13 protein-coding genes are annotated in these 16,114 nt (G+C 73.3%); 2 read left to right on the top strand and 11 right to left on the bottom strand.

The genetic code is table 11. The features are described from left to right. Positions 1 to 39 precede the first annotated feature (39 nt). Positions 40 to 3,237, bottom strand: coding sequence for a putative bifunctional diguanylate cyclase/phosphodiesterase (locus S1361_RS27345; protein WP_425087367.1), 3,198 nt, complete (start codon positions 3,235 to 3,237; stop codon positions 40 to 42). A gap of 199 nt (positions 3,238 to 3,436) precedes the next feature. Next, the gene (locus tag S1361_RS27340) at positions 3,437 to 4,414 is read right to left on the bottom strand and encodes a 2-hydroxyacid dehydrogenase (RefSeq protein WP_243769320.1); all 978 of its coding nucleotides are present in this window, start codon (positions 4,412 to 4,414) and stop codon (positions 3,437 to 3,439) included. Positions 4,415 to 4,489: 75 nt separating this feature from the next. On the opposite strand from S1361_RS27340, the gene S1361_RS27335 reads away from it, so the two are divergent. Both S1361_RS27335 and S1361_RS27330 read left to right on the top strand, forming a co-directional pair. Further along, a complete protein-coding gene (locus S1361_RS27335) occupies positions 4,490 to 5,488 on the top strand; it encodes an aldo/keto reductase (protein ID WP_208034574.1) in 999 nt (332 codons plus the stop codon). Positions 5,489 to 5,597: 109 nt separating this feature from the next. Then, positions 5,598 to 6,758, top strand: coding sequence for a PQQ-dependent sugar dehydrogenase (locus S1361_RS27330; protein WP_208034573.1), 1,161 nt, complete (start codon positions 5,598 to 5,600; stop codon positions 6,756 to 6,758). Positions 6,759 to 6,797: 39 nt separating this feature from the next. Here the strand turns inward: S1361_RS27330 and S1361_RS39385 are convergent, their stop codons facing one another. The 9 genes from S1361_RS39385 to gatA all read right to left on the bottom strand — a co-directional run bounded on the left by S1361_RS39385 (position 6,798) and on the right by gatA (position 16,111). Then, positions 6,798 to 7,064: a DUF6191 domain-containing protein gene (locus S1361_RS39385; RefSeq protein ID WP_243769319.1), complete on the bottom strand. Its 267-nt coding sequence runs from the start codon at positions 7,062 to 7,064 to the stop codon at positions 6,798 to 6,800. Positions 7,065 to 7,101: 37 nt separating this feature from the next. Further along, entirely contained in the window at positions 7,102 to 10,140 is a 3,039-nt protein-coding gene (locus tag S1361_RS27325) for a helix-turn-helix transcriptional regulator (protein WP_208036790.1), read from the bottom strand. A 179-nt stretch (positions 10,141 to 10,319) separates the two neighbouring features. Then, positions 10,320 to 10,511: a hypothetical protein gene (locus S1361_RS27320; RefSeq protein ID WP_208034572.1), complete on the bottom strand. Its 192-nt coding sequence runs from the start codon at positions 10,509 to 10,511 to the stop codon at positions 10,320 to 10,322. Positions 10,512 to 10,707: 196 nt separating this feature from the next. Then, positions 10,708 to 11,367: a hypothetical protein gene (locus S1361_RS27315; protein WP_208034571.1), complete on the bottom strand. Its 660-nt coding sequence runs from the start codon at positions 11,365 to 11,367 to the stop codon at positions 10,708 to 10,710. A 35-nt stretch (positions 11,368 to 11,402) separates the two neighbouring features. Further along, positions 11,403 to 11,975 carry a GNAT family N-acetyltransferase gene (locus S1361_RS27310; protein ID WP_208034570.1) on the bottom strand — a complete coding sequence of 191 codons (573 nt, stop codon included), beginning with the start codon at positions 11,973 to 11,975 and terminating at the stop codon, positions 11,403 to 11,405. A 104-nt stretch (positions 11,976 to 12,079) separates the two neighbouring features. Further along, positions 12,080 to 12,469, bottom strand: coding sequence for a hypothetical protein (locus tag S1361_RS27305; protein ID WP_208034569.1), 390 nt, complete (start codon positions 12,467 to 12,469; stop codon positions 12,080 to 12,082). 376 nt (positions 12,470 to 12,845) lie between these two features. Beyond that, positions 12,846 to 14,360 (bottom strand): Asp-tRNA(Asn)/Glu-tRNA(Gln) amidotransferase subunit GatB, encoded by a 1,515-nt coding sequence (gene gatB, locus S1361_RS27300; RefSeq protein ID WP_208034568.1) that lies wholly within the window; start codon positions 14,358 to 14,360, stop codon positions 12,846 to 12,848. 15 nt (positions 14,361 to 14,375) lie between these two features. After that, positions 14,376 to 14,615 (bottom strand): hypothetical protein, encoded by a 240-nt coding sequence (locus S1361_RS27295; RefSeq protein ID WP_030346630.1) that lies wholly within the window; start codon positions 14,613 to 14,615, stop codon positions 14,376 to 14,378. Continuing rightward, a complete protein-coding gene (gene gatA, locus S1361_RS27290; RefSeq protein ID WP_208034567.1) occupies positions 14,612 to 16,111 on the bottom strand; it encodes an Asp-tRNA(Asn)/Glu-tRNA(Gln) amidotransferase subunit GatA in 1,500 nt (499 codons plus the stop codon). The genes S1361_RS27295 and gatA overlap by 4 nt, the downstream gene beginning before the upstream one ends. Positions 16,112 to 16,114 lie beyond the last annotated feature (3 nt).

The raw sequence follows: 16,114 nt of genomic DNA, 5'->3' as shown, positions 1-16,114 counted from the left end.
GCGCATGGAACTGACCCTCCCCCCGGCACGCACCACGTGTCAAGTGGGTGGGACGGGCGTCTCAGAATGTGAACGAAGGGCGCTGCCGCCTCCGAGGACGGCGGGAACACCCCCTGTGTACACCGCCGCCGCCTTCCCCGCGAACGCCGGTTCGGCCGGGGCGTGCGGCACTGGATAGTGGCCGGATCCGAGCGCCCGGCGCAGCCGGTACTCGTCCAGCGGACCGGCGAACGCCATGCCCTGTCCATGGGTGCAGCCCATCGCGCGCAGCGCCGCCACCTGCTCGGGCAGATCCACGCCCTCGGCGACCGACTGGAGCCCGAGATCGCCCGCGATCCGCAGCAGACCACTGGTGATCTTGTGCAGCCGCGCGGACTCGACCACGCCCTCGACCAGACTGCGGTCGAGCTTGAGGATGTCCACGGGCAGCCGCCTGAGCGCCGTGATGGCCGCGTAACCGCTGCCGAAGCCGTCCAGCGCGATCCGCACCCCGAGCCGGCTCAGCGCGGTCAGCCGCCGCTCCAGCTCGTCCAGCGAGACCCGCGGGTCGGTGTCGGACAACTCGACCACCAGCGCCCCCGGCGGCAGCCCGTGCCGGGTCAGCAGCGCCTCCACCGAGCCCAGCGGCGTCGAACGGTCCAGCAGCCGCCGGGCGCCCATCCGCACCGCCACCGGCACGGCGACCCCGGTCGCGGCCCGCTCGGCCGCCTGCGCCACGGCCTCCTCCAGGATCCAGCGGTCCAGCTCGGCGGTCTTGTCGCCGTCCTCGGCCACCCGCAGGAACTCGGCGGGCGTGAACAGCACCCCCTGCGAGGAGCGCCAGCGCGCCTGCGCGCAGACCGCCGTGATCCGGCCGTTCTCCAGGCACACCACGGGCTGGTGCAGCAGCGCGAACTCGCCGTCGTGCAGCGCGGCGCGCAGGCGCGTGGCCAGTTCGGCCTTGCGGACGACGTCCTGCTGCATCTGCGGCCTGTACAGCTCGACCCGGCCCTTTCCGGCCGACTTCGCGCGGTACATCGCCAGGTCGGCGTTGCGCAGCAGCTCGCCCGCGCCCAGGCCGGGTTCGGCGAAGGCGACGCCGATGGAGGCGTTGACCCGGACATCGTTGCCGTCGATGGCGTACGGCTGGGAGAGGGTCGCCCTGAGGCGGTCGGCGAGCTCCATGATGTTCCGCTCCCGGGCGGCACGGTCCCGGGTGCCGTCCCCGACGATCAGGGCCGCGAACTCGTCGCCGCCCAGCCGGGACGCGGTGTCGCCCTGCCGGACGGCGTCCTGGAGCCGACGGGCGGCCTGGATGAGCAGCTCGTCGCCTGCCTGGTGCCCGATCGTGTCGTTGACGGCCTTGAAGCCGTCCAGGTCGATGAAGAGCACCGCCGTACCGCGCAGGGCGGCGCCCCGGTCGGTGGCCCGGCGGCCGGACAGGGCCTGCTGCACGCGCTTGGTGAACAGCGCGCGGTTGGGCAGGTCCGTCAGCGGGTCGTGCTCGGCGTTGTGCTGCAACTGTGCCTGGAGGCGCACCCTCTCGGTCACGTCCCGGCTGTTGAAGATCAGACCGCCGTGGTGCCGGTTGACGGTCGACTCGACGTTGAGCCAGCCGCCGTCGCCGGAGCGGAAGCGGCACTCGATGCGCGTGGTGGGCTCCTCCAGCGGGCTGGCGGCGAGGAAGCGGCGCACCTCGTGCACCACGCAGCCCAGGTCCTCCGGATGGATGAGCGCGGCCAGCTCGGTGCCCACGAGTTCCTCGGCGGGCCGGCCGTAGACCCCGGCGGCGGCCGGGGAGACGTACCGGAGGATGCCGTTCGGCGCGGCGATCATGATGACGTCGCTGGAGCCCTGCACCAGGGAGCGGAAGTGGTTCTCCTTCTGGGCCAGTTCCTGGGTGAGGGTGATGTTGTCCAGCAGCATGATGCCCTGCCGCATGACGAGCGCCAGCACCACGGCGCCCGCGGTGATCAGCACCACGTGGTCGGGCCTGCGGCCGTTGAGGACGTTGTACAGGATGCCCAGGGTGCACACGGCCGCGGCGAGGTACGGCGTGAGGGCGGCGAGGGAGCCGGTGAGCGGGCGGCCGGCCGGGTACCGGCTGTGCTCGCCGCCGGGCGCGGGCGGGAGCGGCGGGTGGTGGCCCGCGCTCCGCTGGCCCGGCACGTGCTCGTGGACCACGCGCGTGTGGCCGTCCGCCGCGCGCGCCTCCTGGGCGCTGCCGCGCCGGGGGGCGGCCCAGGGGGCGTAGGCGAGCAGCAGCGAACCGGCGAACCAGCCCGCGTCCAGCAGCTGCCCGGAGTGGTAGCTGCTGTGCAGCAGTGGCGAGGTGAACAGGGCGTCGCACATCACGGTCAGCGCGAGCGCGCCGATCGCGGTGTTCACCGCCGTGCGGTTGCCGGGGGCACGGCGGAAGTGCAGCGCGAGGACCATGCTGACCAGCACGATGTCCAGCAGCGGGTACGCCAGGGACAGCGCGGCGTGCGCCACGCTGGAGCCGTCGATCCGGGCCGCCTGGGCGAGCGCGAGGCTCCACGACAGGGTGAGCAGCGAGCCGCCGATGAGCCAGGCGTCCAGGCCCAGGCAGATCCAGCCCGCCCGCGTCGCCGGCCGCTTGGCGAGCACCAGCAGGCCGACGATGGCGGGCGGCGCGAAGCACAGGAAGAACAGGTCGGCGTAGCTGGGGCTGGGCACGGGCCGGTCCAGCACCACCTCGTACCAGCCCCAGACCGCGTTGCCCAGCGCGGCCATGGTCGAGGAGAGGGCGAACAGCAGCCAGGCCGAGCGGAAGCGCACGCGCCGGTTGCGGGCGTACAGGAAGCAGGAGACGGCGGCGGCGCCGGCCGCGGCGCTCAGGCCGAAGTCGCCCATGACCAGCGCGACTTCGGTCGTGCCCCAGTCGAACGCGGCTCCGACGGCGTAGGCCGCGCAGACCAGGGCGAGGACGAGCTGCTCCCGCAGCCGGTTGCAGTCGGTGGCGGCCGCCCGGCGGGGCGGCGGCGCCTCGTGCGGGTGCGGTGCGCGCACCGCTCCGTCGAGGGTGGTCGTCACAGAGGGCGGGGCGCTCACCGGGGCCTCCCGGTCTGCGCCGCTCCCGGGTCCCGACGGTCCCGGTGCGCTGGGTGCGCATGCCTGCGACGGCCGCTGTGCCTGCGCTGGTGGTGGCTGTGGTGGCTGCTGTGGTGGCCGCGTCTGCGCGCGGCCGTGCGCCAGGGTCGCCGTCGGCGGCTCCGCCGCGTCGGATCGTTCGTCCATAGGCCGTGCATCGCCCGTCGCCCCCCTCACAAATCTGAAATGTCCATCCCCGGCGCCGAACGGTCAGCGGCGCAACCCCTGTCGGGACGATACACCAGGATCGTCACTCAGGGACATAGCTTCTCTACGCTCCGTGACGATCAACGGGGGTGCGGGTACGGGCCGCGTCCGAAAGATTGCGGAGGGTGCCGGAAGGGCCTCAGCGCCCGGTATCTCCCGCCGCTCCGGGTCCGGTGGTAAGGATCACGTTACGCAGCGGCTCCTGGTTCACGTACCGCGTCAGCTGGTCCACGAGCAACCGCTTGGCGCGGGGCAGGAAGGCCGACGACGGTCCGCCGACATGCGGGCTGATCAGCACTCCTGGCGCCTGCCACAGGGGGTGGCCGGGGGGCAGCGGCTCGGGATCCGTGACGTCCAGGGCGGCCGTGATCCGCCCCCGCTCCAGCTCGGCGAGGAGCGCATCGGTGTCCACGACGGCTCCGCGCGCGACGTTCACGAGCAGCGCGCCGTCCTTCATCCGGCCGAGGAAGTCGGCGTCGACGAGCCCCCTGGTGGTCTCCGTGAGCGGGGTGCAGAGGATCACGACATCCGCCTCGGGAAGCAGTGAGAGCACATCGGTGATCGGGTGCACAAGACCGCGCGCCGTGGTGCGCTGGGAGCGCGCGATGCGCGCCACCCGCGCTACCTCGAAGGGCGTAAGCCGGTCCTCGATGGCGGCACCGATGGGCCCGTAACCCACGATCAGCACGTTCTTGTCGGCGAGGGCCGGGTGGAAACCACCCACCCAGCGCTCCTCCTGCTGGGCGCGGACGAACTCGGGGATGCCGCGCAACGCGGCGAGGGTCAGCGTGAGCGCCAGCTCGGCCGTGCTCGTCTCGTGCACCCCGCGCGCGTTGCACAGCCGCACGCCCGGCGGGATCACCGACAGCCGTTCGGTGATGTCGTCGACGCCGGCGGTGAGCGTCTGGATGACCCGGACGTTCGTCAGGTGCTCCAGCGGTCCCACCCGCACCGACAGCCGCTTCATGTACGGCACGACGTACACGGCGCATTCCGCGGGGTCGCCGGGAAACGGCTGGTCACCGTCGTCTCCCCCGTCCCAGAACAGGTACCGGGGACCCGCGGGCAGCCCCTCGATCTCCTCGGGCGGAATGGGAAGCCACACCTGTGAAGTCATGCCAGGAGGCTATGTCAGGCACGCGCGCGTGCAGAGGTTAGGTTGGGGGCCGGGCAGAGGGAGGTTCACGAGCAGGTGGAGCGCAGGACGATCGGCGCGGGGGGACTCGCGGTGGGGGCCGTCGGACTCGGATGCATGCCGATGAGCTGGGCTTACAGCGGATCGCGGCAGCGGGGTGACGAGTCGCTCAGAACCGTGCACCGGGCGCTGGACCTGGGCTCCGACCTCCTGGACACCGCGGACATGTACGGCCCGTTCACCAACGAGCTGCTGCTGGGCCGGGTACTGAAGGAGCGGCGCCGGGAGGCCTTCGTGTCCACGAAGGTGGGGCTGCTGGTGGGCGAGCAGCACATCGTGGCCAACGGCCGCCCCGGCTATGTGCGGCGGGCCTGTGACGCCTCGCTGCGGCGGCTGCAGACGGACGTGATCGACCTGTACCAGTTGCACCGCGCGGACCCGGAGGTGCCCGTCGAGGAGACCTGGGGCGCGATGGCGGACCTGGTGCGGGCCGGGAAGGTGCGGGCGCTGGGCCTGTGCGCGGTGGGGGCGCGCGGCGGACGGCGCTCGGGAGCCGGGCTGTACGACGCGACGCTGCGCCAGTTGCAGCGGATCCAGCAGGTGTTCCCGGTGAGCGCGGTGCAGGCCGAGCTGTCGGTGTGGTCGCCGGAGGCGCTCCGGGCGCTGCTGCCGTGGTGCGAGGCGCGCGGGGTGGGCTTCCTGGCCGCGATGCCGCTGGGCAACGGTTTCCTCACCGGCACGCTGACGCCCGGCGAGGGCTTCGAACCGGACGACGTGCGCGCCCGGCATCCCCGGTTCACCGCGGAGATGATGGCGGCCAACCAGCCGATCGTCGCGGGCCTGCGGCGCATCGCCCGCCGGCACGGCGAGGACGTCACCCCGGCCCAGGTGGCGCTGGCCTGGGTGCTGGCGCAGGGCCGTCATGTGATCGCGCTGCCGGGCACCAAGCGGGAGGGCTGGGCGGCGGAGAACGCGGCGGCCGCCGGGCTGCGGCTGACCGCGGAGGACCTGGCGGAGGTGTCCCGGCTGCCGGCGGCCCAGGGGTCGTGGGACTGAGGTTCCCCCGGTCGGTTGCCGGGGACCGGGAACCCGGAGGGGTGCGGGCACTGTTGGACAAGGAGAGCGACCGGGAGAGCGTGCCGTCCGGAGCCGCGTCGAAGGGACCATGATCGTGCAACGTCGAGCTGTGACCGCCGTGTTGGCCGCCGCCCTGATGCTGGCGGCCGGCTGCTCCTCCGGCGGGCAGGGACGGCCGGAGTGGACCGGGCGGACTGCGGACGGGACGGCTCCGGGCACCTCCTCCCCGCGGGCCACCGGGTCCGTGCCGCCGGCCGAGGGCTCGGTGCGGGTGCTGCGCACGGTGGCCGAGGGCCTGAAGACGCCGTGGGGACTGGCTCCGCTGCCCGGCGGCGGGCTGCTGGTGTCGTCCCGGGACGAGGGCACGATCAGCCGGATCGACGAGAAGACGGGCCGGAAGACCGAGCTGGGCACGGTCTCCGGGGTCTCGCCGGCCGGCGAGGGCGGCCTGCTGGGCATCGCCCTCTCGCCCGACTACGCCTCGGACCACATGGTCTACGCCTACTTCACCTCGGCCTCGGACAACCGCATCGTGCGCATGCGCTACGACGAGCGCAAGCCGGCCGGTGAGCAACTGGGCGCGCCGGACACGGTGTTCAAGGGCATCCCGAAGGGCTTCATCCACAACGGCGGCCGGATCGCGTTCGGCCCGGACGGCATGCTGTACGCGGGCACCGGCGAGAGCGGGCGGAAGGGGCTGGCGCAGGACAGGAAGTCGCTGGGCGGCAAGATCCTGCGGCTGACGCCGGACGGCGAACCGGCGCCGGGCAACCCGTTCCCCGGCTCGCCGGTGTACTCGTACGGCCACCGCAACGTCCAGGGCCTGGCCTGGGACGGCCACCGGCGGCTGTTCGCCTCGGAGTTCGGCCAGGACACCTGGGACGAGCTGAACGCGATCAAGCCGGGCGGGAACTACGGGTGGCCGCGGGCCGAGGGCAGGTCCTCCGACCCCTCCTTCCAGAACCCGCTGGCCCAGTGGCGCACCGACGACGCCTCCCCCAGCGGCATCGCCTACGAGAACGGCGTGATCTGGATGGCGGGCCTGAAGGGCAAGCGGCTGTGGCGCATCCCGCTGGACGGCACGTCGGCCTCGGCCGCCCCGCAGGCCTTCCTGACATCCGGCTACGGCCGCCTGCGTACGGTCGTCCCGGCGGGCGGCGACAGGCTGTGGCTGGTGACGAGCAACACGGACGGCCGGGGCACACCCGGGAAGGGGGACGACCGGGTGCTGGAGCTGCGGGTGCGCTAGCCCCCGCCGCCCGGCTCACCCCGCTTCCGGCACGGCCGGTTATTCCTCCGGTTCGGTCCCCACGCGCTCCGTCCCGGCAGGTTCCGTCCCGGCGGGTTCCGTTCCGCGCGGTCCGGTCCCGGCAGGTTCCGTCCCCGCCGGGGCCGGTCCCGGCCGGCGTATCACCGCCTTGCCGGAGGCGAGGTCTATCGGGCCTCGGCCGGGGTCGTTGTCGCCGACGTCCTCGCGGGTCAGTTCCAGTCGTTTCTGCTCGTCCCGGGTGTGTTTGCGACCGGGTGCGAACAGTTCCTCGAACACGTTGAACACGGCTCCCCCTCACGGCCGGTTTTCTCCAGCGTAGGTCTCAGCCCGGCGTTTCGGCAGCGAGCGTCCCGGCCGTGAACAGTTCCAGCCGGTGGGCCACCGCCGCCGCCTCGCCCCGGCCCGAGACGCCGAGCTTGCTCAGGATGTTGGAGACGTGCACGCTCGCGGTCTTCGGGGAGATGAACAGCTCCTCGGCTATCTGACGGTTGGTGCGGCCGGCCGCGACCAGGCCGAGGACGTCCCGCTCCCGGCTGGTGAGGCCGAGCGCCGCGGCCGGGTCGGCGGGGGCCTGCCGGGAGGCACGGGTCAGGGTGAGGCGGGCGCGCTGGGCGAGCCGGGCGACGGCGTCGGCGAGGGGGCGGGCGCCCAGGTGGGCGGCGACCGCCGCGGCCAGCCGGAGCAGCTCCACCGCGCGGTCGCGCTCGTCGTCGCCGCCCTCGGCCAGCAGCGCCGCGGCGAGCCGGTGGCGGACCCGGGCGAGGTCGTAGGGCCGGTCCAGGCACTCGAAGGCGGTGACGACCGCGGACCAGGTGCCGGTGGTGTCCCGGCCCTGCGCGCGCAGCAGTTCGGCCCGGGTCCACTGGCCGTAGGCGTGCCAGAGCGGGACGCCGGTGGTGAGGGTCCGTACGGCGGCCGTCAGGCGGTCGAGGATCTCGGCACGGCCGGGCCGGGCGGCGGGCAGGGTGCGGGCGTCGGCCTCGGCGGTGGCGGCGGCCAGCAGCAGCGGCCAGCCATAGCGGTGGGTACCGGGCGGGAAACCGGCGTCCAGGGCCGGGATCAGTGTCGCGCGGACGTCGGCGATCCGGCCGTCGGCGGCGGCGATCCCGAGGGTGATGCGGGCCAGGGGCAGCAGCTGCTGGGGCATCGGGTCGTGTGTGCCGTACCAGGCGCGGGCGGCGGTGAGTTGCCGGCCGGCCTCGGCGAGGTCGCCGCGGGACAGCGCGAGGTGGGCCAGGCGCAGGGCGCCGGCGCCGCGGGGCTTGGTGCTGTGGCCGACCCGGGTGGCGTGCACGGCGGCCTCCGCGGCCTCCTCCCACCGGCCGAGCGAGTACAGCGCCTCGGACAGGTTGCCCCACACCCAGGCGCCGGAGTCCAGCAGCCCGTACCCGCGGCAGAACTCGATGCCCTCGCGCAGCAGCGGGACCGCCTCCCGGTCCCGGCCGACGCTCTGCAGCGCCGACGGCAGGTTCACATAGGCGCGGCCCGCGACATGGTGCATGCCCTCCGCGCGGGTCTCCCGCAGCACCTGGTGCATCTGCGCGAGACCGGCCTCCGGGTCGCCGGACTCCACGGTCAGTCCGCCCAGCGTGAGGCGGGCGTGGAGTTCGATCTCGCGGGCGTCCACCATCCGCGCGTACTCCACGGCCCGCTCGGCGGCGGCGAGGGCCTCGGGTCCCGGCCGGCGCTGCATGGACCAGTTGGCGGCGACCGCCAGCACCTCGGCGTGCACCTCGGACGGCGGCAGACCGCGCACCAGGTCCTGCGCGGTGCCCAGTTCCTGCCAGCCGTCACCGCGGGCCAGGGCCTGGACGAGCCGGGAGCGCTGCACCCAGAACCAGGCGGCGCGCAAGGGATCCGGTTCCTCCTCCAGGAGGCGCAGGGCGCGCTTGGTGATCTTCAGCGCGCGTTCGCGTTCGCCGCCGAAGCGGCCCGCGACGGCCGCCTCGGCCATCAGGTCGAGGTAGCGCAGCGGAGTGGTCTCCGGGTCGCAGCCGCACGGCGGGTACACCTCGGTGTAGTCGACCGGGCGCAGGGCCGAGCGCACCTCCTGCGGGGCGCTGTCCCACAGCTCCATCGCCCGTTCCAGCAGCCCGAGCTGCTCGCTGTAGGCGTGTCTGCGGCGGGCGACGACGGCGGCGGCCAGGACGGCGGGCAGGGCCTTCGCGGCGTCGCGGGCGTGGTACCAGTAGCTGGCCAGGCGCATCACGCGCGCGTCGGCGGGGACGAGGGCCGGGTCGGCTTCCAGGGCCTCGGCGTAGCGGCGGTTGAGCCGGGAGCGTTCGCCTGGCAGCAGGTCGTCGGCGACGGCCTCGCGGACCAGGGAGTGCCGGAAGCGGTAGCCGTCGCCGGCCCGGGTGACGGTGAGGAGGTTGGCGCCGACGGCGGCGCGCAGGGCCTCGATGAGGTCGTCCTCGGTGAGCCGGGCCACGGCGGCGATCAGCCGGTACTCCACGGTGGAGCCGCCCTCGGCGACGATCCGGGCGACCCGCTGGGCGCTCTCGGGCAGCGCCTCGACCCGGACCAGGAGCAGGTCGCGCAGGGAGTCGGTGAGGCCGGTGCGGTTGCCCTCGGCGGCGGCGACGGCGAGTTCCTCGATGAAGAAGGCATTGCCGTCGGAGCGTTCGTAGATCTCGTCCACCTGGGCGGGGTCGGGCTCGGCGGCGAGGATGCCCGCGATCTGGCGGCAGGCCTCCTCGCGGGTGAAGCGGGCGAGTTCGATGCGGCGGACGGTGCGCAGCCGGTCCATTTCGGCGAGCAGCGGGCGCAGCGGGTGGCGGCGGTGGATGTCGTCGGAGCGGTAGGTGGCCAGGACGAGGAGGCGGCCCGCGCGCAGGGTGCGGAAGAGGTAGGCCAGGAGGTGGCGGGTGGAGGCGTCGGCCCAGTGCAGGTCCTCCAGGACGAGCACGACGGTGTGTTCGGCGGCGACCCGCTCCAGCAGCCGGGCGGTGAGTTCGAACAGGCGGGCCATGCCCTGTTCGTCGTGGCGGCCGGCGCCCGCCTCGCCGAGGTCGGGCAGCAGCCGGGCCAGTTCCTCCTCCTGGCCGGCCGCGGCGGCGGCGAACTCCTCGGGCAGGGCGTCGCGCAGGGCGCGCAGCGCGGCGGAGAAGGGGGTGAACGGCAGCCCGTCGGCGCCGATCTCCACACAGCCGCCGACGGCGGCGACGGCGTCCTGCCGGCTCGCGGCCGCGGCGAACTCCTCCACGAGGCGGGTCTTGCCGACGCCTGCCTCGCCGCCGAGCAGCAGGGCCTGCGGCTCGGCCGCGGCGGCACGGGCGAGCGCGTCGTTCAGCGTGTCCAACTCGTCGGTGCGGCCGACGAACACGGGACTGACGGACCTGGTCTCCACGGGCCCGAGCATGGCACGGCGCCGGGACGGCCCGGCACCGGTTTTCCACAGCCCCTGTGTGATGGTCGTACCGGCAGCCGTTGGGGGCATCGTGCCCCCGGCCGAAAGGGCCGTACGGCTCCGCCGGGGAGCCGTACGACCCTGGGACCGTGAGCGGCCGACCCCCGTCCGGCCGCTCTGCGCCCCCGCCGTCACGCGCTGCGCAGGAGCCGGTGCCGGCGGAGCCGGCCGGTATGCGACTCGGCGACCGGGGCGCCGTGGCCGGCCGACTCCGCCCGGCGGGCGGCGCGGCGGAGGCGGACGGCCTCGCGGGCCAGGCGCTCCTGCCGGGCCGTGCGGCGCAGTTCGGCGGACCGGATCTGGTGGAGTTCCAACTGGTACATGGCGGATCCTTCGGGAGAGTCGGTGTGGTGCGTCGCTTTCCGCGATGCCTCCACCTTCGTCTCCCAGGGGGGTCCGCCACATCGGGAGAGTTCCGCATCTTCGTGCGGCCTCCGCGCCGCACGCGCGCGTAAGGGGCCTCAGAGCGTCCGTAAGGTGCACGCGGACTCCCTAAGGCCCCTGTTGACCTGCGGGTTATCAGCCGGCCGAGGGCAGGGCGAGCAAGGCGTCGGAGTACTTCAGGACGGCCAGGAGCAGTCCTAGGACACCGAGTGAGACACCCGCCCAGGCGACCGACCTGATCCATGGCGCCTGCGGACGGCCGGGTGCGCCGAACGCGGGCCGGACCAGCACGACCACGCCGGTGACCAGCGCGGCCAGCGCGAACAGGCCGGCCCACAGGGCGGTGGTGTGCCAGGCGTCGCCGTAGACCTCCTTGATCTGCCGGGCGACGCTCGCGGTGGAGGAGGTCTGGAGCTGGCCGACGAGCTGCTCGCGCGCGGAGGCCACGGTGCCGATCCAGCCGCCGCTGAGCGAGACCAGGCCCAGCGCTGCGGAGACGACGGCACCGGCGCCCTGGCCGACCGGGGAGGACGCCTTCCCTCCGGCGGCTTCCGTCGCATCGCGGTCCTCGCCGTGCTCGCCGCTCTCGCGGTGCTCGCCGCCCTCGCCGTGCTCGCCGCCCTCGGCTTGCGCGGAGGCCTCGTCGTGCGCCGGGCCCGGCACCTGCTCCTCTGCGGTCTCCTGCTCGGCACGGCCGTCCCGGGTGTCGACCGCCGCCGTCTTCTCGTCGTCCTTGTGCGCCTCGGTGCCGGCCCCGGTGCCGGTGCCGGCGTCTGCCGCTGTCTTCGTTGCCATGCCCGGCACCGTACGGACGCTCTCTGAGAGGTCTCTTAATGATCGCTGTGCGCGGTACGCGCGTGTGCCGCGCGCCACTCGGGCCGCAGCAGGGCCCAGATCTCGGTGCTGGCGCGCACCCCGCGGTGCGGGTGGTTCTCCCGGAGCACGCCCTCGCGGGTCATGCCGAGCCGCCTGGCCACGTTGATGCTCGGCTCGTTGGCCGAGGACGCGTACCACTCGACCCGGTGCATGCCGCGCTGCTCGAAGGCCCAGTCGAGCAGCACCCGCATCCCGCGCGTGACCAGTCCGCGTCCGGCCGCGTCCGGCTCCAGCCAGCAACCGGCCTCGCAGACCCCGCTCGGGGTGTCCCAGACGCGGAACAGCAGCCCGCCGACGAGCTTGCCGTCCAGCCAGATCCCGTGCACGCTGCCGGCGTCGGCGCCACGCTTGTCGGCGTACGACTTCAGCCAGCCGCGGGCGCCCTCCAGATCCGAGACGACGTCCGCCAGGCCGATGTGCCGGCCGATGAACTCCCGCCCCCTGTCGATGTTCGCCAGCAGCTCCGCCGCGTGCCAGACCTCCAGGGGCCGCAGTTCGGCGCCGTCACCGAGCGATATCGCGTACATGGTGCCGTTCTTCCTTCCGCAGTTCGTCCACCGGGACCCGGCCGAGCCTCTCATGCGCGGCCACGGGTCGGCGGCGTACAACCGCGCGGAACGCCTGCGGGACGTCAGTCGAACTGGTCTCCGAGCGCCATGACCATCACCCCGGCGATGAGCAGCCACAGGGCCCTGCGGGTACGGCCCCGGGAGCCGAGCACCGCCGCGAGGGCGCAGACGGCGGCGCCGAGGGCGTAGGCGGCGGGGACGCGGGCCGGCGCGGAACCGGTGAGCCGCAGCAGGGCGGCGGCGAGCCCCGCGAGGCAGAGGAGCGCTCCGGTGCCGGCGGCGACCCACCGGGCCTGCCGGGCGTCCCCGGCGTACTCCTCGGCAGCCTCGGCGTCTTCAGCGTCTTCGGTGGCTTCGGTTGCTTCAGCGCCTTCCGCGCCGTCGGTGTCGTGGCCGGCCTGGCTGTCCTCGGCTATCACGGGCTCGGTGTCGGAATTGGTGCGTCCACTCATGGCGGGCGAGCGTACCGCCTCGGGGTGGGAAAACCCGGTGCGGGGCGGTGTCTTCGGTGGCCGAGCAGGTCGTCCGTGACCGACCCCGCACGCGCTGTGGCTGCTGTGGTGGCACCGGAACCGGGCCCGTACGGGCGCCGTGACCGCCGAGGCCGCCGACTGGCTGCCGGACGGCTGCCGGGACCGGCTGCTGCGGAGCGAGGTGTGCGCCGAGGAGAGCCCGAACGAGTTCATGGCCGGGCCGGCCCGTGACTCGGTGGACCCGCTGAACGCCGACCGCGGGCGCCTGCTCGGGTTCACCCGGGCGATGGGCCGCCGCAGCCGGCGGTACGGCCCCGGAGGACATGCCTCCGGGGCCGTACGGCTGTGCTCGGGCTCAGCCCTCGACGACGCCCAGCTTCTCCAGGATCAGCTCCTTGACGCGGGCCGCGTCGGCCTGGCCGCGGGTGGCCTTCATGACCGCGCCGACCAGGGCGCCGGCCGCGGCCACCTTGCCGCCGCGGATCTTGTCCGCGATGGCCGGGTTTCCGGCGATGGCCTCCTCGACGGCGGCGGTCAGCGCGCCCTCGTCGGAGACGACCTTCAGGCCGCGCTTGTCGACGACCTCGTCCGGGGTGCCCTCGCCCGCGAGGACGCCCTCGATGACCTGACGGGCCAGCTTGTCGTTCAGGTCACCCTTCGCGACCAGCTCGGCGACCCGGGCCACCTGCTGCGGGGTGATCGCCAGCTCGTCCAGCGTCTTGCCGGACTCGTTGGCGCTGCGCGCCAGTTCGCCCATCCACCACTTGCGGGCGGAGGCCGCGTCGGCACCGGCGTCGATGGTGGCGACGATCGGGTCCAGTGCACCGGCGTTGAGGATCGCCTGCATGTCGGTGGCGGAGATGCCCCACTCGGCCAGCAGCCGGGTGCGGCGGGCCAGCGGCAGCTCGGGCAGGGCCGCGCGGATCTTCTCGACCCACTCGCGCGAGGGCGCGACCGGCACCAGGTCGGGCTCCGGGAAGTACCGGTAGTCCTCGGCCTCCTCCTTCACGCGGCCCGAGGTCGTGGACCCGGTGTCCTCGTGGAAGTGGCGGGTCTCCTGGACGATGGTGCCACCGGAGGACAGCACCGCCGCGTGCCGCTGGATCTCGAAACGCACCGCGCGCTCCACCGAGCGCAGGGAGTTGACGTTCTTCGTCTCCGAGCGCGTGCCGAACTTCTCGGCGCCCTTCGGCATCAGCGACAGGTTCACGTCGCAGCGCATCTGGCCCATCTCCATGCGGGCCTCGGACACATCGAGGGCACGGATCAGCTCGCGCAGCTCGCGGACGTACGCCTTCGCCACCTCGGGGGCGCGCTCGCCGGCGCCCTCGATCGGCTTGGTGACGATCTCGATCAGCGGGATGCCGGCGCGGTTGTAGTCCAGCAGGGAGTGGGACGCGCCGTGGATACGGCCGGTGGCGCCGCCGACGTGCGTCGACTTGCCGGTGTCCTCCTCCATGTGGGCGCGCTCGATCTCCACGCGGAAGACCTCGCCGTCCTCCAGCTGCACGTCGAGGTAGCCGTTGAAGGCGATCGGCTCGTCGTACTGGGAGGTCTGGAAGTTCTTCGGCATGTCCGGATAGAAGTAGTTCTTCCGGGCGAAGCGGCACCACTCGGCGATCTCGCAGTTCAGCGCGAGACCGATCTTGATCGCGGACTCGACGCCGGTCGCGTTGACGACCGGGAGCGCGCCGGGCAGGCCGAGGCAGACCGGGCAGGTCTGGCTGTTCGGGTCGGCACCGAGCGCCGTCGAGCAGCCGCAGAACATCTTCGTCTTGGTGCCGAGTTCGACATGGACCTCAAGGCCCATGACGGGGTCGTACGACGCCAGCGCGTCCTCGTACGACACCAGGTCGGTCGTGGTGGTCACGGTGAAACTTCCCTCTCAGCCCAGCAGGACGTCGTCGTCGCCCAGCCGCTTCAGCTCGCGGTAGAGGATGGCGAGGCCGGTGACGATGCCGGCCGCGGTGACGACGGCGTCGACGAGCCGCAGCGTGTCGTTCTCGGCGCGCGCCTTCTTGATCTGCTTCGCGGCGCCGACCGCACCGAACGCGGTGGCGGCCATGGACAGGTACGTACCGGACCTGGACTTCTTGAAGCCCTTGGCCTTGGTCAGTGCGCTCACAGCGACGGAGCCTCCTCCAGCAGCGGGTGACCCCACTTTTCCACGTAGGCGGCCTCGACGGCGGCGCCCACCTTGTACAGCCGGTCGTCCTTCATCACCGGGGCGATGATCTGCAGGCCGACCGGGAGGTTGTCCTCCGGGGCGAGGCCGCAGGGCAGGGACATGGCCGCGTTGCCCGCCAGGTTGGTCGGGATGGTGCACAGGTCCGCGAGGTACATCGCCATCGGGTCGTCGGCGCGCTCGCCGATCGCGAAGGCGGTGGTCGGGGTCGTCGGGGAGACGATCACGTCGACCTGCTCGAAGGCCTTGTCGAAGTCCTGCTTGATCAGCGTGCGGACCTTCTGGGCGCTGCCGTAGTACGCGTCGTAGTAACCGCTCGACAGGGCGTACGTGCCGAGCATGATGCGGCGCTTCACCTCGGGGCCGAAGCCGGCCTCGCGGGTGAGGGAGGTGACCTCCTCGGCGGAGTGCGTGCCGTCGTCACCGGTGCGCAGGCCGTAGCGCAGGCCGTCGAAGCGGGCGAGGTTGGAGGAGCACTCGGACGGGGCGATCAGGTAGTACGCCGACAGGGCGAGGTCGAAGGACGGGCAGTCCAGCTCGACGATCTCGGCGCCCAGCTCCTTCAGCAGCTCGACGGACTCGTCGAAGCGCTGGATGACGCCGGCCTGGTAGCCCTCGCCGCGGAACTGCCTGACCACGCCGACGCGCATGCCCTGGACGCTGCCGTTGCGGGCGGCCTCGACCACCGGCGGGACGGGGGCGTCGATGGAGGTGGAGTCGAGCGGGTCGTGCCCGGCGATCACCTCGTGCAGCAGGGCCGCGTCCAGGACCGTGCGGGCGCAGGGGCCGCCCTGGTCGAGGGAGGACGAGAAGGCGACCATGCCGTAGCGGGAGACGCCGCCGTACGTCGGCTTCACGCCGACCGTGCCGGTGACGGCGGCCGGCTGGCGGATGGAACCGCCGGTGTCGGTGCCGATGGCGAGCGGGGCCTCGTAGGCGGCGAGCGCGGCGGAGGAGCCGCCGCCGGAGCCGCCGGGGATCCGGGTGAGGTCCCAGGGGTTGCCGGTCGGGCCGTAGGCACTGTTCTCGGTGGAGGACCCCATGGCGAACTCGTCCATGTTGGTCTTGCCGAGGATGACGATGTCGGCGGCCTTCAGCCGCTTGGTGACCGTCGCGTCGTACGGCGGGATCCAGCCCTCCAGGATCTTCGAGCCGACGGTCGTGGGCACGCCCTCGGTGGTGAAGATGTCCTTGAGCGCGAGCGGGACGCCGGCCAGCGGGCCGAGCTTCTCGCCGCGCTCCCGCTTCTCGTCCACGGCACGGGCCTGGGCGAGGGCGCCCTCGCGGTCGACGTGGAGGAAGGCGTGCACCTTCTCGTCCACCGCCTCGATCCGCGCGAGGTGGGCCTCGGTGACCTGGACCGCCGTCAGTTCGCCTGAGGCGATCTTCGCGGCGGTCTCGGCCGCGGTGAGCTTGATGATGGCGTTGTCCGTCATGGC

Origin of the sequence: Streptomyces cyanogenus, assembly GCF_017526105.1 — a bacterium.
Taxonomy (GTDB): Bacteria; Actinomycetota; Actinomycetes; order Streptomycetales; family Streptomycetaceae; genus Streptomyces; species Streptomyces cyanogenus.
Note: the sequence above shows the minus strand (reverse complement) of the source record. Positions and strands in the feature narration are given on the sequence as shown.

Bases quoted from the DNA above. Each gene is read 5' to 3' on its own strand.
- S1361_RS27345 (WP_425087367.1), bottom strand. From the start codon at position 3,237: ATGGACGAACGATCCGACGCGGCGGAGCCGCCGACGGCGACCCTGGCG.
- S1361_RS27340 (WP_243769320.1), bottom strand. From the start codon at position 4,414: ATGACTTCACAGGTGTGGCTTCCCATTCCGCCCGAGGAGATCGAGGGG.
- S1361_RS27330 (WP_208034573.1), top strand. From the start codon at position 5,598: ATGATCGTGCAACGTCGAGCTGTGACCGCCGTGTTGGCCGCCGCCCTG.
- S1361_RS27325 (WP_208036790.1), bottom strand. From the start codon at position 10,140: ATGCTCGGGCCCGTGGAGACCAGGTCCGTCAGTCCCGTGTTCGTCGGC.
- S1361_RS27320 (WP_208034572.1), bottom strand. From the start codon at position 10,511: ATGTACCAGTTGGAACTCCACCAGATCCGGTCCGCCGAACTGCGCCGC.
- S1361_RS27315 (WP_208034571.1), bottom strand. From the start codon at position 11,367: ATGGCAACGAAGACAGCGGCAGACGCCGGCACCGGCACCGGGGCCGGC.
- S1361_RS27310 (WP_208034570.1), bottom strand. From the start codon at position 11,975: ATGTACGCGATATCGCTCGGTGACGGCGCCGAACTGCGGCCCCTGGAG.
- S1361_RS27305 (WP_208034569.1), bottom strand. From the start codon at position 12,469: ATGAGTGGACGCACCAATTCCGACACCGAGCCCGTGATAGCCGAGGAC.
- gatA (WP_208034567.1), bottom strand. From the start codon at position 16,111: ATGACGGACAACGCCATCATCAAGCTCACCGCGGCCGAGACCGCCGCG.